This window comes from Blastocatellia bacterium (genome assembly GCA_016713405.1).
GTDB lineage: Bacteria > Acidobacteriota > Blastocatellia > Chloracidobacteriales > JADJPF01 > JADJPF01.
On sequence record JADJPF010000004.1, the window covers coordinates 501,178 to 524,114 of the forward strand.

A 22,937-nucleotide genomic window follows, 5' to 3' on the forward strand; every position below is an offset into this window, starting at 1 on the left:
AAATAGGAATGATAGCAGCTTTTTTTATTTTTGAGCAATCAGGACAAGAATCTAGTTGATAAAATTAAAATCAATAACTTCAATTATTTTAGTTATTTAACAAGTTCTAAAATTTCTTCCCAGTTTTGCCAAGTTAACCTTCTTTTATCTGTAATTTCTTGGTTATAGGGGTAATCAAAAATAATATGTTCCCATTCAGGCTTAAAAACACCTTCAATTTTTGGCTTGTCATCTATAAGAATATCTCCACGCACCATAGTTTTATCTTTAGTCAAGATTATCTTTTTAGTAAATTCTCGTCCAAAATGTTTTTCTACCCATTGATATTTTTCTAATACACAATAATCATAACGTGATAATGGGGATGTACAAATTCTAACGTCATGTCCTAGAGTAATTAGTTTATTAACAGCTTCTTTAGCACCTAGAGTAGGCTTTAAGTTGATAAAAAAATTTGGTGATGTATAAACTGAGTCAACTTTTTTGGTTAAATGAGGGGGATATTGTTGGCGCATATAAAAAGTTTTGCGTTCTGAAAGAGGGATAAAGAACTCATCAGGAAAGCTTTTTTGCCAAATATCTAAAAAGCCTTGTTCAAAATCTGCAAGCGGGCCATCTTGGTCAATTAAAATTAGCACTAAGTTTTATCTCCATTTTATTTTTAGCAAATTATAAAGCGGTTAGCTTAAAAATAGGCAAGGCAAAAAAGAAAAATTTTAGGGAAAAAGTTTTAAACGCTTTTACAATAACTTTGGTATAGCTTAATGAAAACACAATTAGAGTAGGAGCTTTTAAGTTGAGTGGAGTAGCAATTGATTTTTCAATGATGGCAATGATGATTGAGCAGGAAGAAAAAACCTTTTCCTCTTCTCAAGTTCAATCCTTAATTGCTCAAGCTAAATTGGGAGACAATCATGCTTTTGAACAAATTTTGATTCTTTATCAACGTCAAGTTTTAGGTACAGCTATTAGATTACTTGGAAATGTAGATGATGGACGAGATGCAGCACAAGAAGTTTTCCTAAAACTACATAAATATCTACATAACTTTAATGAAGAAAAAGATTTTCTCCCCTGGCTTTATCAAATGACAGTAAATAGCTGTCGTGATATTGCTAGAAAACGCACTAAACACAGCACATTATCCTTAGACTCAGAAAAAGAGACAATAAATAATATTGCTAGCAGCCAGAATATAGAAGAAGAAATAAATTTAGTACAAGAAAAGAAAATTATCAATCAAGCATTAGAAACATTATCAGAAAAAGAAAAAACAGTCCTAATATTACGAGATATTGAAGGACTAGAAACAAAAGATGTAGCTCGTCTCTTAGGTACGGCAGAAGCAACTATTCGTAGTCAAATTAGTATGGCAAGAGTAAAAATCAAGAAATATAGAGATAAATTTCTTGGTAAATTAATATAAATCAAGTAGTAATAGCAAGAGAGGAGAAAAATAAATGAAACAAAAAAGAGAAGTAATAATTTTTGCAGTAATGTTTTTATTTCTTAGTGTCACTAGTGTTTTTGCTCAAGTTGGAGTTAGTTCAAGCTCAGTTTCACGCTCAAAACCTACTGAGAGTCAAGAAAAAAATAGAGTAGGAACTAGTTCTGGTTCAGTTTCTTATACTAGAGATGCTGTAGAAAACAACTACAATCAACCAAGTTATCAACCAAGTTATCAACCAAGTTATCAACCAAGTTATCAACCAAATTACCAACCAAGTTATCAACCAAATTATCAACCAGCAAATAATTATTTTGCTAACTTGCTAAAATCAAATGAAATTCATGTAGAGGAATTTATTAATTACCATAAACATCAATTGCCACTGCCAAAAGCAGGCCAAGCAATAGCAATGGATGTTCGATGGGGTGGTGAACAAATTGCATTAACTAATTCCCAAGGAGTCTTGCAAATAGGCTTAAGTACAAGTTTTACTAACGATCGTCAGAATCTTCCACCTGTAAATTTATCAATTGTAATTGATCGTAGTGGTTCAATGGCTGATGATGCAAAGCTAGAAAAAGTTAAAAGTGCTTTAATTACACTAGTTAATCAATTAAAAAATGGCGATGTTTTATCATTAGTCACCTATGATACAAATGCCCAAGTTTTATGGCCTGCTCAATATTTAACAGGTAATAGACACACTCTAATTAATGCTATTAGTAGTATTCAACCAAACGGCTCTACTAATTTACACGCAGGTTTAATGCTTGGCTATCAAGAGGCTGTAAAATATTATCGCAAGGATGCAACAAATCGAGTAGTTTTGCTAACAGATGGAATTGCTAATGCTGGTGTAACTAGCACAAACCAAATTGCTAGAGAATCCCAGCGATTTAATGATAGAGGTGTTGATCTTTCTACTATTGGTGTAGGGCGAGATCTTAACGAAGATTTACTAAGACAGCTTGCAAATAGTGGACGAGGACTTTATCACTTTGTTGCAGATGCTCAAGATGTAGAAAAGATTTTTGTTAAAGAAGTAAGTAGTTTAGTTGCTGCTGTTGCTCGCCGAGTAAGATTACACGTTGAATATGACCCCGCTTTACAACTTAATCATCTTTACGGTTATCAACCTAATCATCAACACGATAGTTTTTCTATTATGTTAGATAACCTAAATTTAGGTGCTACACAAGTTGTAATGATGCAATTTGGATTAAAACGAGCTAATAGAGAAATTACAAATAGAAGATTACCTGTTAGAGTAACACTTTATTATGATGATATTGCTCAAAAGCGTTCTATTTCAGAAAGTGAGCAAGCATTTATTCAAGTTACTGAAACATCAAATGTAAATGCTTTGATGGATGAGGAAGTAAAGAAAAACTTTACCATAGCTTGCTTGTCTCAAGCCCTTAAGGATATGGTTGTAGCTTATGAGCTTCATAACCGACAATTAGCTAGCCATATTGCAAATAGCACAATTAACCAAGTTTATAGCTCTTATCCAACAATGAGCGATAAGGATATAAGCTATATCTTAAATATTATTCAAGATTACCAAGAAAAACTAGGTTTAGGTAATGTTGAAAGAAATACTTCCTACGGAGGTAGATAAATGAATTGCCCAAAGTTTGAAACACAAATAGCTTTATATGTTGGCGGCGATTTATCAAATAAAGAAGTTAAAGAACTAGAACAACACTTAAATAATTGTCAAGAATGCAGTCAATTTAAGGTTGAGTTGCAAGAAAGCCAAGTGTCTTTAACAAACTTTGGGCAATTAAATATTGATGAGCAAGTATTTACTAAACTTCGTGCTAATGTAATGGCTGAGATTAGAAAGCAAGATAAACAGATAGGTTGGTGGCAAAAAATATTTAACTTTTCCTTTGGTTCTTGGCGTTATGCTTTTGTTTCAGGTGTAATTTTAGCTGTACTTGCTACTTCAACTTATCTGTTATTTGTTAATAAAAAAGAAGCTACCAATCAAGCAACAGTTAATCAGGTTAATACTAGTTTAGAAAAACCAGTGGCTAAATCAGATAATAAATTAGTAAAAAATGAAGTTATAAATAATGTAGAAGGAATAAGACAACCAGTAGCATATAAAAAGAATCGATATATAAAAACTAGTAGAAAAGCAAATAAAAAGGTAATTAGTGATATACAACTAACTAACACATCTGAGATAGCTTTAGTAAATGATATTAATACAGCTAATAAAAATCAAAAATTCATTATAGATAATGTAGCTTTAGAAAATATAATGGATAATAAAGTAAAAATGGAGATACAAACCAGTAATCCTAATGTCAGAATTATTTGGTTTGTTAACAAAGAAGAAAAGGTAGAAAAACGCACTACTAGCTAAACTACTGCTTTAAGACAACTTAAGCCCTAGCAAGCAATTTTATAATTAATAAACAACAACCGTAAAAATCTATAATAAATAATTTTGGAGGTAAAGAATGAGAGTTTATCTAACTTTGCTATTAATGTTTGTTCTTTTTACTATTACAACTTATGCTCAATCTGCACCGCGAACTGTTGACACAACAGCACCTAGCCCAAAAGCTGCTGTTTCTGCCACAACCCCAACACCTGAGCCAGAAAGAGTAGTAAATAAGGACTTAAAAACACAAATTTTTGAAGTTAAACATCGTGATCCTGATGCGTTAGCTAGAGTTTTAAGAGGTTTAAGCAGCTTTGAAAAAGGCACTCAAATTAACTCAGACCGAAGCTTTAAGACTATAACTGTACGGGATTATCCAGAAAATGTTACTGTAATTGAACGTGCTTTAACTCGCCTGGACGTACCAGAAAAGCTACCTGCTAATTTAGAATTTCAGCTACATATTATTACTGCTTCTCGTGCTGGAAAAAATACTGAACAAATGCCAAAGAATTTAGCTCCAGTTGTTACAGAATTACAGAAAACTTTGCAATATAGTAACTATAATTATGTGACAACAGTTTTTAACCGCGCTCAGGATGGAAAAGAAATAGAAGCACAAGGTTCTATAGAACTAAATCCTACACTAACAACTAGTAAGACTTTTTATAATTACAAGTTAACAGATATTCAACTAGGAACTGATGAAGCCAATAATGAAATGGTACAAGTTAGAAGGATGGCTTTTGGAATGCGTACACCAGTTCCAATAAAGGCAAGAGATGGTTCAAATGCTACAGATGTAAATTATGTTGAGGCTTCTATTTTAACAGGTCTTAGTTTGCGAGAAGGTGAACAAGTTGTAGTTGGTACGGCAAACATTGGAAACTCAGATGATGCAGTTATTTTAGTCGTGTCAGTAAAAAAAGTTAAATAAGAAAAATTTAAAATCCTAACGCTCTAAAAGTGCATCCAACGATAACCCGGTGAGAAGTCACTGGGTTATTGTTTTTTTGCTGTAATTTAGCAAAAGGTCTTTTTATTTGTGTGGAGTTTTTCGATAAGATATAGCCTATCGAATTAAATAAGGGAGCGTCTATGTCACAACAGACTTTGGCATGGGTTGGGTTTCACGTTTTTATATTGTTTATGCTTGCGCTGGATCTAGGGCTAGTTCGTCGTAAAGCACGTGAAGTTTCACTAAAAGAAGCATTGGCCTGGAGTGCGGTTTGGATTAGTTTAGCAATGGTTTTTAATGGTTTTATTTATTATTGGCTTGGTTCAGAAAAAGCTCTTAGCTTTTTAGCTGGCTATTTAATAGAAAAATCCTTAAGTGTAGATAATTTGTTTGTATTCTTACTAGTTTTTTCCTATTTCAAAGTCCCGCCACTTTATCAGCATAAAATATTGTTTTGGGGTATTTTAGGCGCGTTATTTATGCGGGCTGTATTTATTATTGCTGGTATCGCGCTAATTAGCTATTTTCATTTTGTAATCTATATTTTTGGTGCATTTTTAATTTTTACTGGAATTAAACTAGTAATGGAAAAGGACGAAGATATAGAACCAGAGAAAAACCCAGTGCTAAAATTTGTTCGCAAGTTTATTCCTATCAAAACCGAATATGGCGTTGGTAAATTTTTTCTAAGAGAAAATGGGAAATTATATGCTACCCAACTATTTGTTGTGCTTGTAGTTGTAGAAACAACCGATGTAATTTTTGCTGTAGACTCTATACCTGCTATTTTAGCTATTACTCCAGACCCTTTTATTGTTTATACCTCTAATATAATGGCAATTCTTGGACTTCGCGCCCTTTATTTTGCTTTATCTGGAATTATGGGAATGTTTCATTATCTTTCCTATGGACTATGTTTTATCTTAGTTTTCATTGGTGTAAAAATGATGATTTCTGATTTTTATAAAATACCTATTGCTGTTGCATTAGGTGTAATTGCAGGAGTTTTAACTATTTCTATAGTTCTTTCTATAGTGTTTAAGCCTCAAGAAGCTGAAAAATCTGTTGAACCAGGACAATAAAATTTCTAAAACTCTACAAAATAAGATCTAGTCTTGTCTTTTAAAACTAAAAATCAAGAGTTATAAATTTTGCTATAACTCTTGATTTTTTATTATGCAGCAAAACTTAATTTTTTAACTAATAGCTAACATACGCAATATTTTTTAAGATAGAAAAATTAAAATTTTTATAATTAACGATTTATCAAACTTGAAATTTGATGGGTGTTACTACAAGTGCTAGAGGCATCTAAATCCAGAAAACTTAATTGCAGACTGCTTGTTTTTTCAAGTTTTAATCTGTCATTGTCTCCTATGGTTTTTCCTGCAAGTGGAGTAGAAAAATTTGTTGTACCAACAATATTAACCCCTACAGTAAATCCTCCTATTTCAGCTACTGTAAGACCTAAAGTTACTCCTACTCCTTGAGTTTGTTGGGTAACATTAACCGCAGGTGGGATAGAACTGTCTTTAAGAAAAACTAGTAATATAAACCAGTCTATGCCTTTTGTATCACCTCCATTAACTTCAAGACAATCACCTGACTCTAAAACTGGTGTGGTATTAGACATAAGTAAACCATCTGCTCTATATACAGCAAATTTTAACTTAAAGCTGGTACTGTTTTTAATAATAGCCATAAAATTCTCCTTTAGAATAATTATTTAGTTTATAGATATAGTTTTTTGTAAATGCCCTATATCAATTTTTAAGCTTTAGACTTGCCTTTTCAGAACTGCTATTTTTGTACCAAAAATACAATAAATTATTAAGTGTAGTTATATCTATTAGTTACAAATTTGTGTTTGTTTGAGACACTTGTAGCATAGTACACAATATGTTGCATAACTGTAAGAAAAGTGTCTTAAGAGTGTCCCAAAGCCTACAAATTTTGGTAGTAAGGAAATAATCATAGGGGTTTAAGTTATTTGTGAGACGCTTTTTTTAGACAAATCTCGCTATATCCAAGTAGAAACTTACAAAAGCAAGCTAAAAGGAGATAAACTATGCCTTCAGTAACAAATAAAGGTGGTCATATATACCAAAGTGTCCGTGCTGATAATTATGCAGGAGTTGATGAAGCGACAGTAACTCAACTAAATGCAAACACTGGAACTTGGGTTGTAACATTAAAAGATGTACCCACAAAAGCAAATTTCACGGTTAACCAAACACTTGTTTACAATTCAAAAGGTACAAATAATCATAATGCTGATAATAACCTCACAGTTACAAGTGTAAATGGGCCAACAAAATATACTTGTAGAGGTAATTGGCCGATGAACATATAAAACTAAAAACTCCACAGTTGAGCGCGAAAACATGCCAATTGTGGAGTTTTCTAGTTTATAAACTTTATTTTCTTTTGCTAGAAGGTTTTTTAGGGAGTCGTGAATCAATAAAATTAGAAGGATCTGCCCATCCTCTTGCATCAAAGGCGTATCCAGGGCCATTGCTCCCCCAACTTGGGCAATTAGAAAAACGGATCTCTAAATGTAAATGACAATTATATATTCCGCCTCCATCGCCAATAAAACCAATAACTTCCCGCATATTTACATCACCAGAAGTTTTACTAAATGATTTGAGATGTCCATAAAGAGATTCTATTTCTTGTCCGTCTGATAAAGTATGACGGATAATTAAAACATTTCCCCAACCTTCTATATTTGTGCCAGCAAAAACGATTTTTCCATTTGAAATAGCGCGAACCGGTAAACCACAATCAGTATTTCCGCCTGTTTCCGCGTTCCAGTCTTCTCCTAGGTGATTGACTTCTCGAAAATCTCTTGCGTTATACCATCCGTCCCCATCTTTTGCTTGAGTTACTTTGTCAGATTTTCCAATAGGATAAATAAATTCTTTAGCTAAATTAAATGTAGCCAATTTAATATTTGCAGATGCTATGCTTAAATTCTGAATTGTTAAGTTTAATAACAAACAAATTACTATTAAGCCTAGACGTAAGCTATTTTTAATCATAATTTTAGAGTATTTTTTAACATCTACTTAAACTCTTGAATTAATTTATCTGCGCCTGATAAAAGAATTTCTTGGGCTAGATTTTGAGCTAGATTTTGATAATTATCTAAATCTCCTAAAATTTCCTTTTTAATTATTGTTTTTCCATCAACACTAGCAACACAACCCATCATTTTTATTTCCTTGTCGCTTACTTGGGCAAAACCTGCAATAGGGACTTGGCAACCACCGCCCAAAGCAGCTAGGAAAATTCTTTCAGCAAGACAAGCTTTGCGAGTTTCTTCATGATTTAAGATAGAGACATGTTTGCGAGTTTCTTCATCACTGGCACGAATTTCAATTCCTAGCGCACCTTGCCCAACAGCAGGAATAATTAAATCTGGTGTAAGTTCTTGAGAAATACGGCTTTTTAGCCCAAGCCGAGTTAGCCCAGCACAGGCTAAAATAATTGCATCATACATTCCTTCATCTAACTTACGTAAGCGAGTGTCTACATTACCTCGAAGATCTGTAATTTTTAAGTCTGGACGTTGGCTAAGTAATTGAGATTTACGGCGGGTTGAAGTCGGGCCAACATGAGCATTTTCTGGAAGTTGATGTAAAGGCTGTCCACTACGACTAATTAGCGCGTCATAAGGGTTTTCTCGTTCAGTAATTGCAGCTAAAAAAAGGTCTGGGTTTAAGTCAGTTGCTAGATCTTTTAAGCTATGTACAGCTACATCAATTTCATTATTTAGTAATGCGTCTTGAATTTCCTTAGTAAAAAGTCCTTTAGGCATATTTTCTGGTGGAGTAACTTCTTGATAACGATCTCCAGTAGTTTTAATAATTTCAATTGTAACTTCTAATGAGGGGAAAGCTTTTTCTAATGAGCTTTTAGCCCAATTTGCTTGCCAAAGAGCTAATTTACTACCACGTGAACCAATTCTAATCATTATTATTCCTTAAGTTTTATTTTTTCTTACTAACTAGTAAAGTAACGACAGGATCACCCTTAGCTGGTTTATGTGCATCTGGATAAGGTTCAAGGTTGACGAAATTTATTTCACAACCTTGATACTCAACAGATTTTGTACCTCTAAAACTACTAAGTTCTACTGTTTTTTGATCACTATTTTTGCTAGAGTTAGACTAACTCTAGCACTACCAGCATCAATACATCTTGCACCTTTTGGGCAACGGGAATCTTCTAAGACTTTGTTAAAGGTTATTTTTATAGCTTCGTTTTGAATAACAACGTGGCTATTCATTTTTATTTTAAATTCTTTATCTAAGGTTGGTTCTTCAAATGTATTTAATGGAGCAATACAGGTTATGAGGAGAAAAATTAATAAACTTAATGTTTTCATTGGGGCTAACCTCTTTATTTTTGTCTATTTGTAAATCTAACTACTGTTTTTCATCAACTAAACTGTTGTAGTAACCAAAACGATGACGAATATTTAAAGATGGACGAGAAGGAATGTCTATCTTTATGGTACGAAACAAGTTGTCAGCTTCTGAATTAGGATAAAATGATAAAATATATTGTTGTCTTAAATCTTCATCAATTTGGTTAAAAACCTGATCTAATTCTAAAGAATTTTTAGGATAAAAAGCACGTCCGCCGGTTGCTGAACAAAGACGTTCTAATACTTCTTGGTTTAATCCTGCTTTTTCTCCTAAACCAATTGTATAAATAGTAACTTCACGTCGCCAAGCATAATCTAGCGCGTCACGCAGTTCAATCCCACTTTCGGAGTCGTAACCATCAGAAATTAGCACAAGAACACGATGCCCATTAGCCGCTTGTAAAAGCTCATCAACAGCAACATAAATTGCTCCATAAAGAGCCGTTCCATTTAACTTTTTATCATCTCCGTCAAGTGCTGGGCCTAAAGTACCGGGAGCAGGTAAAACCATATGACGACGCTCTAAAGCTTCTTTAAGCAGGGCTTTATCTTTAGTAAGTGGTTGAGAAACCACTATTTCTTGCTGAAAAGCTACAACTCCGGCTAAGTCTTTTTCTGTAATTGCTTGGTCAAAAAACTTAAAAGCTGACTGACGGGCAGATTCTAAATGAGGCTGCATACTGCCAGATAAATCAAGTAGCAAGGCAAAATTAAGCGATTGTTTGCTACTACGTTGTAAAGAAACTAGTTGAGCCGCTTGTCCATTTTCAAAAAGCTTTATTTCTTCAGCCTTTAAGTCATTAATTGGTTTATTGGTTCGGTCTATTGCGCTAAATGGAACTACTACAAGTTGGGTTTTGAATTCTAGGATAATTTCTTTTTCTTCTCCAACAATATCATTTTGTTGGGCAAAAGAGTTATTAGCAAAAAATAAAAACAGGATTAAGACAAAAATTAACTTTTTCATAAAACTTAAACCTTTGATTAGCAACTACTTAGCCGCAGCTTTAATTTTTGGTACTTCAACAGTAAGAATTTGTCTGATAGGGCGACCTTCAGCTTGTGGCAAACTAAAGCCTAAAATAGTTGCTATAGTTGGTGCAACATGAATATTTTTAGTAAATGGTTCATGTACACCTTTTTTAATGCCATGACCAGAAGCAATAAAAGAAGCATACATTTCTGAGCGTGTTGGTAAACCTCCATGAGTTGCTAAATAATCCTTAGAATTTTCAGTTAAGCTTCCAGTTAACTCGCTATTAATTTCATAACCTGGTGCTGCTTCTAGAAAACAACTTGCTTCAGTGCTTGAGCCTAGTTTGTCTAACTCTGCACGTTTAACAACTCGGTTAATTGGGCTATTTGGCTTATTAGCAAATTTTTCCAACATTTCTATTATCTTAAATTCAGAGATTTTATCGTTAGGGTTTTTCATCATAATAGCAGTTGAGCCACCTTGCCCAAAGGGGAGTGCTTGCCAGTCTATCACCTGACCATCTTTAGCTATTGTGATAAAGCCTTCTTTTGCAAGTAAAACAGCAGGACGAAACTGTTTTTCTACAGGAGCAAAACCATGATCTGAGACAACAAAAAAGCTAGTTTTCTCAAAAATACCTGCTTCTTTAGTTGCATTAATTATTTGTCCAATAAATTCATCTGTTTCTTCTAGTTTGGCTTTGGCTTCAGATGAAAAAATACCTTTTCTATGTTGTTGATAATCGACTTCTACAAAATGCACTAACAATAAATTTGGCTTATATTTGCTAATAATGACTTTTGCTGCTTGAACTCTAACTAGATCATTAAGCAATGTAGGTGGAGGATCAGGTAAAGATTTTAATATTAGCTCTGATAGTCCTGCCGTAGATTTAGCTATACTAGTCTTAAAACTTGTATTAAAAGATCCTTCCCAAATTTCTGGTATAAGATAATCTATTTCTGCACCTGCTGTTGCTGGCCAGGCGACGGCACCAGTTTTAAGCCCAGCCTTACGCGCTTCTGTCCAAAGTGTAGGGGATTTGATGGCGTTAGCGTACCAGTACCATTCTTCGGTTTTATTAGTTTCCAATCCTCTCCAAGTTTGATTAGAAATAATTCCATGTGTTGCAGGTCTATTTCCTGTCACCAAAGTTGTATGTGATGGATAAGTTAAAGATGGATAGACGGTTTCTGAACCTTCAGCAAAGCTACCTTCACGACAAAACGCACGAAGATTTGGAATTTTTAGCTTATATTGATCTGCTTTGGTGTAATATTCTGGCTTCATTCCATCAATAGAAATTAGTACAACATAGTTTTCTGGCTTTGGATTTTTGTTTTGCTCTTGAGCATTGACAGGAAATTGTATTAGATAGACAAAAACTAAAAAGATTAACAAATATAAATGATAGATGTTTTTAAGCATAGTTGATTAAGCTCAAATAGAAAAATTTCCCTAATAATAGCATGTGATTAAATTAGCTTGTATCTGAGTTGCTTGTTTTGAGGTTATAGGAGTGGCAAAAAAGATTTTATTTTTTTCAGAAATAGAAAAAACAGACACTAACCTAGTAGGAGGAAAGGCTATAAACCTGGCTCGACTTAGCCAAGCAGGTATTTGTGTCCCAAATGGCTTTTGTCTTACTACAGAAGCATTTTGGCAATTTCTAGAAGAAAATAATCTAACAACAGAAATAAAATCTCTTGCCGAGATAGTTAAATCTAATAAGCTCATAGCAGAAGAATTAACCAGTAAGTTAAATCATCTACGACAAAGCATTGTAAATGCTAATTTATCTTTAAGCTTAGAAATAAAAGATGCCCTAAGCCAATTTCCAAAAAATAGTCGTTTTGCTGTTCGCTCTTCTGCAACAAGTGAAGATTTAGAATCAGCTTCTTTTGCTGGGCAATATGACACTTTCTTAAACATCAGTTCTTTAGAAGAAATAATTGAAAAAATTAAAGCTTGTTTTGCTTCCTATTGGAATGATCGCGCCTTTAGCTATCGTAGCGAAAAGGGAATTGACCACTTTGCTCATGGAATGTCGGTAGTCGTCCAAGAGTTAATAGATGCTCGGTCGGCAGGTGTACTTTTTACCTTAAATCCATTGACTGGAAATGAAAGAGAAATGGTTATAGAAGCTTGTTGGGGACTAGGTGAAGCCTTGGTGTCGGGTCTTGTTACACCTGATCGCTATCTTGTAGATCCTTTTGACCTACAAGTCTTAGAAATTAAAGCAGGAGAAAAAGTCTTAAAACTTGTGTCTGATAGTGGTCAAGGAACACAAGAAATAGTTTTAGATTCATTAGAAGCTAATAGCCTAACTTTGACTAATGAAGACGTGTTGGAGTTAGCCAAAATAGCTATAAAAGTGCAACAAGAATATGGTTTTCCAATAGATATTGAATGGGCGCAGGACAAAGAAAAGTTTTATATCCTCCAAGCGCGTTCTTTAACAGCATTTAGCTTTGCTCCTGAGTTAGGTCAATGGTCATCAGCTAACTTTCGAGAGGTGATGCCAGGGCTAGTTAACTCTCTCTCTTTTTCCTTATCGCTACGTTATGACTATGGAAATATACTAGCAGAATTTCTTAATAGAATAGGTCTTTATGATGGTAAAACTCCTATAGAATGGGGACGACGTTTTTTTGGTCGTGCTTATTGGAATGTAGATATAGTTAAAAACTCAATTAGTAAAATACCTGGATATTGTGAACGCACCTTTGATATTACTGTAGGAATTAACCCTGCTTATCAAGCGGATGGAGTAACAACGCCATTTACTTTAATTAATATTTTAAGAGGTATACCTGTTTTTTTACGCTTGCAATGGATGTATTTTTCTTTTTGGCGAGAAGCAGCTAAATATATTGAAAACTATGAAAAACTAGATGCTCAATTAGCAAATAATGACTATACAACTTTTAGTGATAAAACTTTGATAGAAAAAACTAAGGAAATGGTAGATTTACACTATCAAACTAACCGAATAGCAATGACTTGTACTTTTTTAGCTACTGAAGCACAAAATGATTTCCGAGATTATATAGAAAAGATAAATGCTAAATTGCCTACAGAAAAACAAATTTCTGTAGCTAATTTATTAACAGGATTAACCCAAATAAGCACAGCGGGCCCACTAATTGAGCTTTGGGAACTAGCAAGCAGTGCTAAAACAGATGAAAAATTAAAAACAGTAATTTTAAGCACTGAAACAGAAGATTTAATTGCAGAATGTGAAAAACTTAAAGAAGGAAAAAGTTTTGTTAAAGACTTAAAAAACTATTTATTAAAATATGCTTTTTTAGCTCCTAATGATGAAGATCTCTCTTGTGCGCGTTGGGCTGATGACAACAGTTTTCCGCTAACTATATTAAAAAATTATCTTGAAGGTGAAAAAAGTGAAAACCCAGCCGCAGCAATGGAAAAACAAAGAAAATGTCGGAAAGAAGAACAAGCTAACGCCTTAAAAAATATAGGTTTACTAAGACGTACTACTTTTTTAAGCAAATTAAGGTTGGTTGCCCATTATTGTCAATGGAGAGAAATTACTAGAGTTCCTTTGTCAAAAACTTATTACCAATGTCAAAGGGTTTTTCTTGCTCAAGGTCAACGCTTTGTAGAACAAGGAATTTTAGAAAAAATAGAAGATATTTTTTGGTTAGAAAGAGAAGAGTTACTAGATTTACTATCAGAGAAAATATCAGCTAGAACGGTTCAAACAAGTATTAAACGAGCTAAATTAATTGCTGAGTGTTATAGAAACTTTAATCCACCAACTATTATTGGACAAGGAGTAAAACTTCAAGCAAGTAAAAAAGTTGCTAGTAGTGGAGAAAAATTTGTTGGTGTTGCTTGTAGTGCTGGGAAGTTATTGCTAGAGCGCGAATAATTCATGATTTGTCACAAGCAGCTAAACTTAAAGCAGGGGAAATAATGATTGCACCACATACAAATCCGGGTTGGACACCTCTTTTTAGCTTGGCTGCGGCTGTGGTTTTAGAGGAAGGAGGGCTGCTTTCACATGGCGCGGTAGTAGCGCGGGAATGTGGGATTCCTACAGTATTGCAAATTAAACAGGCAACAGAAATTTTTCAGGATGGACAATTACTACGTGTAGATGGTTCACGGGGTGAAGTAGAAATTTTGCAAGAAACTAAGCTGTCCTAAATTTAAGGACAGCTAGATCTTTTACAATCTTATCTAAAATATTTCAGTAAAAACCAGGCTTTATTATTCTAGTTGTCCTAAATTTAAGGACAGTTATAGGAAAACTCTATTTTACAGAAATTATTAGTAATCAGCATTTGTTCATAGTAAACAACTTATAGCTACATTGATCATACTAGTAACAAAGAGATAAATTTTTACTAAGAATTTTAGAAAACTTTTTTAGTTTTGAAACATAAGGTATTCATTAAAATTACATTAAAATTATATTAAGATTGCATTAAGATTATATTAAAATTATATTAATGCTATATGTTAAAGAGTTGTAATTAAAAGGTTTGTTAGAAGTGGTTAAAATTTATAAAAATAAATTTTTTATTTGTGCAAAACCTCTTGGGTTAAGACAGTAAAGTATTAGAAAGATATATCACTACAAGAAGTAAGCTAGCAGACAATAGGGAAGAAATCGATAGCAGGCTTGGAAGAAGTTGGGTTTTTAATAACAATATTGTTTTTGCAAATCCAAAACAATAAATCAAAAAGAGATAAATACTGATAGCGCGGGGGCGAAAAAAGTTTTTATCTACTTATAAAAAGTAAAAATCTAACAGAAATTAGTGAGGGTGTAGATCACATTTTTTAACCAAGTATGCTTTATAGGGGGGCGAATTAAAGGGATGTTACTTGAGTCACATCCCTTTTTTTATGTTAAATTAAGATTTAATTATAAAATCTAAAGAAGTAGCTAAATTTTATCTTTATATTAAAAATGGTTTCTAAAGAAAGTAATAATGAAACTAGCCAACTACTTGAAATAGCAAAACAAGCTGCTATAAAACACCTTTTTGTTTACTACAAAGAGATGCCACCTGTCACAATCAAAATTTTTCTTGCTTGTATATCTCAAGCTACAATTCTTAAAAAAGAAGAAAGATTTTCTTTAAGTAATCGTCCAAGTATACGTTCACTTGCTAGTAGTTGTAATTTAAGTAAAGATACAGTACAAAAAGCAATACAATATTTAACTGAAAGAGGTTTGTTAGATGAAGATCAACCTACTTTAATGTTAGATAAAGCTACAAAATATTTTAATTACAGTTATTTAGAGGAAAAAATAACTTTATTAGAAAATGATAATGACAAAGATAAATCCAGTGAAGACACTTTTTTAGAAGAATTTGATAAAAAAAGTTTAATTACTTTAGAAAACAAATTAGATGATGAATTAATTTTGCTTTATCAGAAAGGAGTTAAAGAGAGTTTTACAGAAATTTATAATAGGTACTTTGAAAGTGTAAGAATACAAATTTGCAAGCAATTACCAGAAGGTGAGTCCTATGATCTAGCACAAGAAGTTTTTTTAGAGTTAATGGAAAAATTAAAAACTTTTCAAGTAAATGGTCAAGCTAAATTTTCCACTTGGATATATAAATTTACTAAATTATTTTTAGCTAATGCGCGTCGTAAGATAAAACGGGAAGTCCAATTATCAGAAGACTTTGATATAGAAGAGGTAATTCGTCTAACTAGTCCACAAAAGCAAATAACGCCATATTTACTTACTTTAGACAAAATTCATCAAGAATGTGTGCTTCTCCATTATTATGAGGGATTATCTTATGAAAATATTAGTGTTAAGTTGGGTATTGACAAAAAATTAGTTCGCACTTATCTACAAACTGCACGCCGTCATATAAGGTCTTTACTAAATACTGAAAAAAATAAAATAATTAATGATAAGTATATAGAAAATAAAGTTAATAAAAAACTAGATGAAAAATTAGATAAAAAACTAGATAATTTACTATATAATAAGTTTTTTTATTCTACTTTAGAAAATAAAGCTATTGAAGTTAAAAAAATAGGTGGAAGTTTTGTAGTTTGTATTCTTTATTGGAATTTAACTAAGAATTATGATACTTTAGATAGTAGCGTTGTAGAAAAACTATCTAGCCTTATAATAAATAATATAAGAAATATTGAAGATCAGGCTTTTAATTTAGGCGAGCAATATTTTGCTATTGTCTTTTCAAATATATATATAAATAATGCTAAAAACCTTATAAGAATAATAATGGATAATGCTAAAGAGGAATTGGAACTATATTTGGAAATGTCTTGTTTAATGAGTGAATATAAACCTAATAAATCGCTTAAAATAATGTTAAAAACTCTACAAACAAAACTTCAAATAGCAACTCTATATACAGATACTATTTTTTTTGTAGACTAACTAAGGTAAAATTTTTCAAACTTTTAAATAATAAAAATTTCCTGAAATTTTTCAATAAAATTTTTCAATAACAAATTAGTTAAAAGCTAGTAAATCTAACTAGAAAGCACTAGTGGATATTTAGTAGTTTAAAATTTCAGAATATATCAATATATATCAATAGAGGCTATTTAATGAAAAAAAATCCTGATAAGAAAAAAGCTTCAAATCCTGAAAAAATAGCTAAAACTACACCATTAACAAAGCCAGGTACAAATGAAGCTAGACAAGAAATAATCGAATTAACCGTTAAGGCTGTGGCTGTAGGCATTATTTTTGGTATTATTTTTGGTGCTGCTAATGCCTATTTAGGTCTAAGAGTCGGTTTGACCGTATCTACATCAATTCCTATTTCAGTGCTTTCAATTGCTGTTTTTCGTTTAGGTGTAAGTATTTGGGGAAAAAGTACAATTTTAGAGGCTAATTTAGCACAAACTATTGGTAGTGCTAGTTCTTCACTAGCGGCAGGAACAATTTTTACTATCCCAGCTTTGTTTTTATGGAATTCTCCACCGCAATATTGGCAAGTAGCAATACTAGCTTTATTAGGTGGAATTTTAGGTGTTTGTGCAATGATTCCACTTCGTAAACTCTTAATTGTACAAGCAGATGCAGAACTTCCTTATCCTGAAGGGCGGGCTTGTGCTGAAGTATTAAAAGCTTCTAAAGGTGATGCAGCAGGCTCTAAATGGATTTTTATTGGTTTAGGAGCAGGAATAATAATTAAGTTATCTTTAGGACTGCTTCATTTAACACCTGAACTAATAGAATATAACTTGCCTTGGTTGCCTAAAGCAGTTTTAGCTATAGAAGTTGCTCCAGCTTTAATGGCGGTTGGTTATATTGTGGGTTATCGTGCTTCTGGAATTATGGTTTCTGGTAGTTTAATTGCTGCTACGGTACTAATCCCATTATTTGCAATAATTGGCGATAGTTTAACGGCTCCACTATTTCCAGAAGTGTTAAGAAATAAAATCCCTATTCGTGAAATGGCGGCTGGACAAATTTGGTCATCTTATGTGCGTTATATAGGTGCTGGTGCTGTGGCAGCAGCAGGAACAATTGCTGTACTAACTGCACTTCCAACCATGTTTAGTTCTATAAAAGCAATTGTTAGTGGGTTGTCAAAAGATAAAAATGATGTAAATACCCCAAACAATCGTTTAGATACAGATTTACCTGGAGGAGTAATTATTGCTGGAGTTATTTTAGTAATTTTGGTTTTAGCTTTAGTTCCTGGGTTACTAGCAGGTAATCTTAGCTTGGTGCAAAGATTAGTTGCTGCTGGGGGAGTAGCTATTTTTGGTATATTATTTGTTGCTGTATCTTCTAGGATTGTAGGATTAATAGGAGTGTCAAGTAATCCTACTTCTGGTATGACGCTAGTAACATTGCTAGCTACTAGTGCAATATTTGTTTTTTAGGATGGGACAGCGACACAGGAGCAAAATTAGCTGTTTTAACTGTTGGAACCGTAGTTTGTATTGCTGCTTCAAAAGCAGGTGATATTTCTCAAGACTTAAAAACAGGTAATTTAGTTGGTGCTACGCCTTATCGACAACAAGCAGGGCAATTATTAAGTGCTTCAATTGCTTGTTGGGCAGTTGCTGGAACGGTTTTGGCACTAGGTCAAGCCTATCAATTTGGCTCTAAAGAACTACCTGCACCACAAGCTACACTTATGAAAACTGTTATTGAAGGGGTTTTATCAGGCTCATTGCCTTGGGGTCTTGTAGGCGTTGGAGTAGCTTTTGCAATTGCTGCTGTACTAGCAGGTTTGCCGGGGCTAGCCTTTGCTATAGGTCTTTATCTTCCTCTTAGCTCTATGACACCTATTTTTGTTGGTGGGCTAGTACGTCGTTTTACAGGTGGTGATGGAGAAAAAAGTGACTCTAGCGCAGGTGTGTTATGTGCTTCAGGGTTGATTGCTGGTGAAGGACTGGCTGGAATTGCAATTGCTGGTGCAGTTGGAGCTAAACTTCTTCCTAAACAAAGCGAGACTATTTTAAGTGGAAATACAGGTATTTTTGCAGGTTTATTTATAATAGGAATAGTAGTAACATTACTTGTTTTAGCAACTAAAGATAAAAAGAAAATTGCTTAATTTTATGAAAGAAACCACTACCAGCATAAATGTAGAACTTTCAGGTCGTAGCTATAATATTTTAATTGCAGTAGGGTTATTAAAAAAATGCGCTAGCAAAATTCCTAGAGTTTTATCACCTCATTGTAGAAAAATTGTAGTGGTTTCTAACAAAAAAGTTTTTGCACTTTATGGAGATATTCTTTGTCAGAACTTGAAAACTTTAGGTTATCAACCATTACATTTTTTAATTGGAGATGGAGAAAGATATAAAACTCTAGCTACAGCAGAAAAGCTTTTCACTTTTTTAATCGAACAACGCCTAGAACGTCGGGATGCTTTGATCGCTTTAGGTGGTGGTGTTGTAGGGGATTTAACAGGGTTTGTTGCTGCTACTTATTTAAGAGGAATTAATTATATTCAAATACCTACATCACTTCTTGCTCAAATAGATGCCGCTATTGGTGGCAAAACAGCAGTAAACCATAAAAAAGGAAAAAACTTAATAGGTGCTTTTCATCAACCAAAATTAGTAATTATTGATCCAAATGTACTGATTACATTACCTAAAAGAGAATTAGTAGCAGCTATATATGAAGCAATAAAATATGGAGTGATTGCTGATGAAAAGCTCTTTTATTTGTTAGAAAAAGAAAAAAACAATATATTAGCAAGAAATATTGATTTATTAACAGAAATAATTATTTCTTGTTGTAAAGTTAAAGCTAGTGTAGTTAGTCGAGATGAGCATGAAAGTGGAGAAAGACAAATTCTAAACTTTGGGCATACTGTAGGGCATGCTCTGGAAACAGTTACTAATTATAAGCTCTTTAAGCATGGAGAGGCTGTTGGTTATGGTATGATTGCTGCTACACTTATAGCTAATAACTTAAGTTTAATCTCTAGTCAACAAACAGAAAAAATTATTAAATTAATAAATAATTATGGTAGATTACCTAGTACAAAAAAAATAGTTGTAGAAACTTTATTAGAGGTTATGCAACAGGACAAAAAATCATTAGCAGGACAATTAATATTTGTGCTGCCAGAGCAAATAGGACGTGTTATTATTGGGCAAACAGTTCCTATTAATGTTATTCATCAAGTTTTGCAAACATTATAAATTTAAGGTATGACAAATTGAGAGTTTGCTAAAAACTAATGAGCAAATTTTAATTAATTTCAATACGGAGGCAGTACTTAAAAAATACTGAAAGAGTTATGGTTAAAAATAAACTTAGTAGATATAAAAATAATCAACGTGGGGAAGGTAATGCAAAATTTATAGGAGTTTTGTCTGTTGCAACATTAGTTGGTTACATTCTTTGGACTGTTATGCCAGTTTATTTTAAGGAGCAAAACTTAAGTCATGATGTTAAGGATGAGGCTAGACAGGCTGCTGTTAATGGCGCTCAACCTAAACTAGTTCAACAAAGAGTTCAAAAAATAGTAGATAACTTGGACTTTCCTACAGATATTAAAGTAGATGTTGTTAAGAAAGGTGATAATTTTACAATAAAATGTACAGGTACAGTTCCAATTAGTTTTTTAGTTTATACCTATAACTACAATGTTAATGTTGAACATAAGGGTGAAAGAGGCGGGTATTAGTAATTTAATTGATTTTGAAGAAAGACCTGCTTGAATTTACCAAGCAGGTTAAAAAGTCTTTTTATTAAAATATTAAAAAGCTTTTTTACTGTCTAATAAAATTGTGACAGGGCCATCGTTTATTAGTTCTACATCCATCATTGCTTGAAACTTACCTGTTTGGACATTTATTCCAGTTAAAATTGCTTGATTAACAAAATAAATATACAACTCTTCTGCTTGTTTTGGCAGCGCAGCATCAGAATAAGAAGGTCGGCGACCACGACGACAATCACCAAATAAAGTAAATTGGGAAACTACTAGTAAATCTGCTTTTATATCTAGCAAAGAAAGGTTCATTTTATTGTTTTCATCTGAAAAAATGCGAAGATTAATAATCTTTTCTACTAAATAATCAGCATCTGCTTTATTATCAATTTGAGCTACACCCAATAAAATTAATAAACCTTTATTTATAGACCCAACAATTTGTTGTTCAACGCTAACTTTAGCAGCAGAAACCCTTTGTATTACAGCACGCATAACTATTTATTTTGTGCAGCTTGAACACGAATAGTAGCACGTTCTACATTAGCTAATGCTTCTGTGATATTAATATCTAAGTCTTTTTCTGCTAGCTTTAATGTTTGTTCTGCTGTTGCTAGATCACGACGAGCATTTTCAAGGTTAATGTCTTGAGGTTTTTCTGCTAGACTAGAAAGAATTGTCACCTTATCAGCATAAATTTCTACAAATCCACTACCTACAACTGCTACTTGTTCTTTTCCTTCATCACGATATTTTAAGATTCCAGCTACTGCTAGCTTTGAAATTAATGAAGTATGACCAGGTAAAATACCTACTTCACCATTTAGTGTAGGTATTTGGACTTCTGTTACTTCTTGTGAAAGAAGTAAACGTTCAGGAGTAATAATTTCTAATTTAAGCTTTGCCATAGTTTTACCAAAGGATATAGAATTTAAAATTTTAGAGATCGGTCAAGCCGATCTCTACTTTTTCTACTTTAGGATCTTAAAAATAAATTAACTAACCTTTCATTTGTTCGCCCTTCTTGCGAGCTTCTTCAATTGTACCAACTAAATAAAAGGCTTGTTCTGGTAAATCATCATGTTTACCTTCTAGGATTTCCTTAAAGCTACGAATTGTATCAGCTAATTTTACAAATCGGCCTTCTAAACCTGTAAATTGGGCTGCTACGTGGAATGGTTGAGATAAGAAACGCTGAACTTTACGTGCGCGAGCTACAACTAATTTATCTTCTTCTGAAAGCTCATCAATACCTAAAATGGCAATGATATCTTGAAGTTCTTTATAGCGTTGCAGTAAGCGTTTTACACCTTGAGCCGTATTATAGTGTTCTTGTCCTAAAATATTTGGGTCGAGAATACGAGATGTTGAATCTAGGGGATCTACCGCTGGATAAATACCCAATTCTGCAATTTGTCTGGAAAGCACTGTTGTTGCATCTAAGTGGGCAAATGCTGTTGCTGGTGCTGGGTCGGTTAAGTCATCAGCAGGTACATATATAGCTTGTACTGAAGTAATAGAACCTGTTTTTGTAGAAGTAATACGTTCTTGTAATTCGCCCATTTCTGTTGCTAAGTTAGGTTGATAACCTACGGCTGATGGCATACGACCAAGAAGAGCAGATACTTCAGAACCTGCTTGAGTAAAACGGAAAATGTTATCTACGAATAAAAGCACGTCTTGACCTTGTTCGCGAAAATATTCTGCTACTGTAAGTCCTGATAATGCAACTCTTAAGCGTGCGCCAGGTGGTTCTGTCATCTGACCATATACTAGAGCAGCTTTAGATTTTCTCCAATCATCAGGATCAATTACACCTGATTCTTGCATTTCTAACCAAAGATCATTACCTTCACGAGTTCGCTCACCTACTCCAGCAAACACAGAATAACCGCTACGCTCTTTAGCCACATTATTGATTAATTCCATAATCAACACGGTTTTACCTACACCTGCACCACCAAACAAACCAATTTTTCCACCGCGCAAAAATGGCTGGATTAAGTCTATAACCTTAATACCTGTTTCTAGCATTTGCATTTCTGTAGATTGCTCTTCAAAACTAGGGGCGTGACGGTGAATAGGATAACGGGTTTTAGATTGAATTGGGCCTTTCATATCTACAGGCTCGCCAATAACATTCATTACCCGTCCTAAAGTTTCCGATCCTACAGGTACGGTAATACCATCACCAGTATCAATTGCTTTCATGCCTCGAACAAGACCTTCTGTTGGTAGCATTGCTACGGTACGAACACGGCCTTCACCAAGATGTTGTTGTACTTCTACGATAATATCAATAGGATTGGGAACATCAAAACCATCACTAACAATACGTAATGCTTGATAAATAGGTGGGAGATGTTGTGCATCAAATTCCACATCGATGACAGGCCCGATTACCTGCACGACTTTTCCTTCATTCATTGCTCACTCCTTAGAAAAAAGTAAATCTAAATCAATAATGTAGTTTGAAATTAACTTAAGTCAAATGAAGCGATTAAGATATCATATGGCACACTTTTTGACTAGCAGCAGTGCCGAAGAACTCTTA

The 22,937-nt window shown here is 33.4% G+C and carries 23 protein-coding genes; 13 read left to right on the forward strand and 10 right to left on the reverse strand.

Annotation, left to right across the window (positions count from 1 at the left end):
* Window positions 1–92: 92 nt before the first annotated feature.
* Entirely contained in the window at window positions 93–638 is a 546-nt protein-coding gene (locus IPK14_08540) for a 5'-3'-deoxyribonucleotidase (protein MBK7993461.1), read from the reverse strand.
* A gap of 197 nt (window positions 639–835) precedes the next feature.
* Between IPK14_08540 and IPK14_08545 the strand changes: the two genes are divergently transcribed.
* The 5 genes from IPK14_08545 (at window position 836) to IPK14_08565 (ending at window position 5,888) form a co-directional block, all read left to right on the forward strand.
* Window positions 836–1,426, forward strand: a complete 591-nt coding sequence (locus IPK14_08545; GenBank protein ID MBK7993462.1) for an RNA polymerase sigma factor — start codon at window positions 836–838, stop codon at window positions 1,424–1,426.
* 34 nt (window positions 1,427–1,460) lie between these two features.
* Entirely contained in the window at window positions 1,461–3,071 is a 1,611-nt protein-coding gene (locus IPK14_08550) for a VWA domain-containing protein (protein ID MBK7993463.1), read from the forward strand.
* Complete coding sequence (locus tag IPK14_08555; GenBank protein ID MBK7993464.1) at window positions 3,072–3,827, forward strand: zf-HC2 domain-containing protein; 756 nt, start codon at window positions 3,072–3,074, stop codon at window positions 3,825–3,827. It abuts the gene before it with no gap.
* A 97-nt stretch (window positions 3,828–3,924) separates the two neighbouring features.
* Complete coding sequence (locus IPK14_08560; GenBank protein MBK7993465.1) at window positions 3,925–4,785, forward strand: hypothetical protein; 861 nt, start codon at window positions 3,925–3,927, stop codon at window positions 4,783–4,785.
* 161 nt (window positions 4,786–4,946) lie between these two features.
* Window positions 4,947–5,888 carry a TerC family protein gene (locus IPK14_08565; GenBank protein MBK7993466.1) on the forward strand — a complete coding sequence of 314 codons (942 nt, stop codon included), beginning with the start codon at window positions 4,947–4,949 and terminating at the stop codon, window positions 5,886–5,888.
* A 173-nt stretch (window positions 5,889–6,061) separates the two neighbouring features.
* On the opposite strand, the gene IPK14_08570 is transcribed toward IPK14_08565, so the two are convergent.
* The gene (locus IPK14_08570) at window positions 6,062–6,508 is read right to left on the reverse strand and encodes a hypothetical protein (GenBank protein MBK7993467.1); all 447 of its coding nucleotides are present in this window, start codon (window positions 6,506–6,508) and stop codon (window positions 6,062–6,064) included.
* A 366-nt stretch (window positions 6,509–6,874) separates the two neighbouring features.
* Between IPK14_08570 and IPK14_08575 the strand changes: the two genes are divergently transcribed.
* Window positions 6,875–7,159, forward strand: a complete 285-nt coding sequence (locus tag IPK14_08575) for a hypothetical protein (GenBank protein ID MBK7993468.1) — start codon at window positions 6,875–6,877, stop codon at window positions 7,157–7,159.
* A gap of 64 nt (window positions 7,160–7,223) precedes the next feature.
* Here the strand turns inward: IPK14_08575 and IPK14_08580 are convergent, their stop codons facing one another.
* The 5 genes from IPK14_08580 to IPK14_08600 all read right to left on the reverse strand — a co-directional run bounded on the left by IPK14_08580 (window position 7,224) and on the right by IPK14_08600 (window position 11,645).
* The gene (locus IPK14_08580) at window positions 7,224–7,754 is read right to left on the reverse strand and encodes a M23 family metallopeptidase (protein ID MBK7993469.1); all 531 of its coding nucleotides are present in this window, start codon (window positions 7,752–7,754) and stop codon (window positions 7,224–7,226) included.
* A gap of 119 nt (window positions 7,755–7,873) precedes the next feature.
* On the reverse strand, window positions 7,874–8,785 hold the full coding sequence (hemC, locus tag IPK14_08585) for a hydroxymethylbilane synthase (protein ID MBK7993470.1): 912 nt from the start codon (window positions 8,783–8,785) through the stop codon (window positions 7,874–7,876).
* Window positions 8,786–8,944: 159 nt separating this feature from the next.
* Window positions 8,945–9,199, reverse strand: a complete 255-nt coding sequence (locus tag IPK14_08590) for a hypothetical protein (protein ID MBK7993471.1) — start codon at window positions 9,197–9,199, stop codon at window positions 8,945–8,947.
* A 40-nt stretch (window positions 9,200–9,239) separates the two neighbouring features.
* Complete coding sequence (locus tag IPK14_08595; protein MBK7993472.1) at window positions 9,240–10,208, reverse strand: VWA domain-containing protein; 969 nt, start codon at window positions 10,206–10,208, stop codon at window positions 9,240–9,242.
* 24 nt (window positions 10,209–10,232) lie between these two features.
* On the reverse strand, window positions 10,233–11,645 hold the full coding sequence (locus tag IPK14_08600; GenBank protein MBK7993473.1) for an alkaline phosphatase family protein: 1,413 nt from the start codon (window positions 11,643–11,645) through the stop codon (window positions 10,233–10,235).
* A 91-nt stretch (window positions 11,646–11,736) separates the two neighbouring features.
* Between IPK14_08600 and IPK14_08605 the strand changes: the two genes are divergently transcribed.
* From IPK14_08605 to IPK14_08635, 7 genes are all read left to right on the forward strand, one after another.
* The gene (locus IPK14_08605) at window positions 11,737–14,112 is read left to right on the forward strand and encodes a hypothetical protein (GenBank protein ID MBK7993474.1); all 2,376 of its coding nucleotides are present in this window, start codon (window positions 11,737–11,739) and stop codon (window positions 14,110–14,112) included.
* A gap of 44 nt (window positions 14,113–14,156) precedes the next feature.
* Window positions 14,157–14,390, forward strand: coding sequence for a hypothetical protein (locus IPK14_08610; GenBank protein MBK7993475.1), 234 nt, complete (start codon window positions 14,157–14,159; stop codon window positions 14,388–14,390).
* A gap of 769 nt (window positions 14,391–15,159) precedes the next feature.
* A complete protein-coding gene (locus tag IPK14_08615; protein ID MBK7993476.1) occupies window positions 15,160–16,623 on the forward strand; it encodes a sigma-70 family RNA polymerase sigma factor in 1,464 nt (487 codons plus the stop codon).
* A gap of 173 nt (window positions 16,624–16,796) precedes the next feature.
* Window positions 16,797–18,086: an oligopeptide transporter, OPT family gene (locus tag IPK14_08620; GenBank protein MBK7993477.1), complete on the forward strand. Its 1,290-nt coding sequence runs from the start codon at window positions 16,797–16,799 to the stop codon at window positions 18,084–18,086.
* Window positions 18,074–18,766, forward strand: coding sequence for an OPT/YSL family transporter (locus tag IPK14_08625; protein ID MBK7993478.1), 693 nt, complete (start codon window positions 18,074–18,076; stop codon window positions 18,764–18,766). The genes IPK14_08620 and IPK14_08625 overlap by 13 nt, the downstream gene beginning before the upstream one ends.
* A 4-nt stretch (window positions 18,767–18,770) precedes the next feature.
* A complete protein-coding gene (locus IPK14_08630) occupies window positions 18,771–19,868 on the forward strand; it encodes a 3-dehydroquinate synthase (GenBank protein ID MBK7993479.1) in 1,098 nt (365 codons plus the stop codon).
* Window positions 19,869–19,966: 98 nt separating this feature from the next.
* On the forward strand, window positions 19,967–20,356 hold the full coding sequence (locus IPK14_08635; GenBank protein ID MBK7993480.1) for a hypothetical protein: 390 nt from the start codon (window positions 19,967–19,969) through the stop codon (window positions 20,354–20,356).
* Between the two features lie 72 nt (window positions 20,357–20,428).
* Here IPK14_08635 and IPK14_08640 read toward each other — a convergent pair whose 3' ends face one another.
* The 3 genes from IPK14_08640 to atpD all read right to left on the reverse strand — a co-directional run bounded on the left by IPK14_08640 (window position 20,429) and on the right by atpD (window position 22,810).
* Window positions 20,429–20,878, reverse strand: coding sequence for a D-tyrosyl-tRNA(Tyr) deacylase (locus tag IPK14_08640; protein ID MBK7993481.1), 450 nt, complete (start codon window positions 20,876–20,878; stop codon window positions 20,429–20,431).
* A 2-nt stretch (window positions 20,879–20,880) separates the two neighbouring features.
* The gene (atpC, locus tag IPK14_08645; protein MBK7993482.1) at window positions 20,881–21,291 is read right to left on the reverse strand and encodes an ATP synthase F1 subunit epsilon; all 411 of its coding nucleotides are present in this window, start codon (window positions 21,289–21,291) and stop codon (window positions 20,881–20,883) included.
* A 91-nt stretch (window positions 21,292–21,382) separates the two neighbouring features.
* Window positions 21,383–22,810, reverse strand: coding sequence for a F0F1 ATP synthase subunit beta (atpD, locus tag IPK14_08650; GenBank protein ID MBK7993483.1), 1,428 nt, complete (start codon window positions 22,808–22,810; stop codon window positions 21,383–21,385).
* Window positions 22,811–22,937 lie beyond the last annotated feature (127 nt).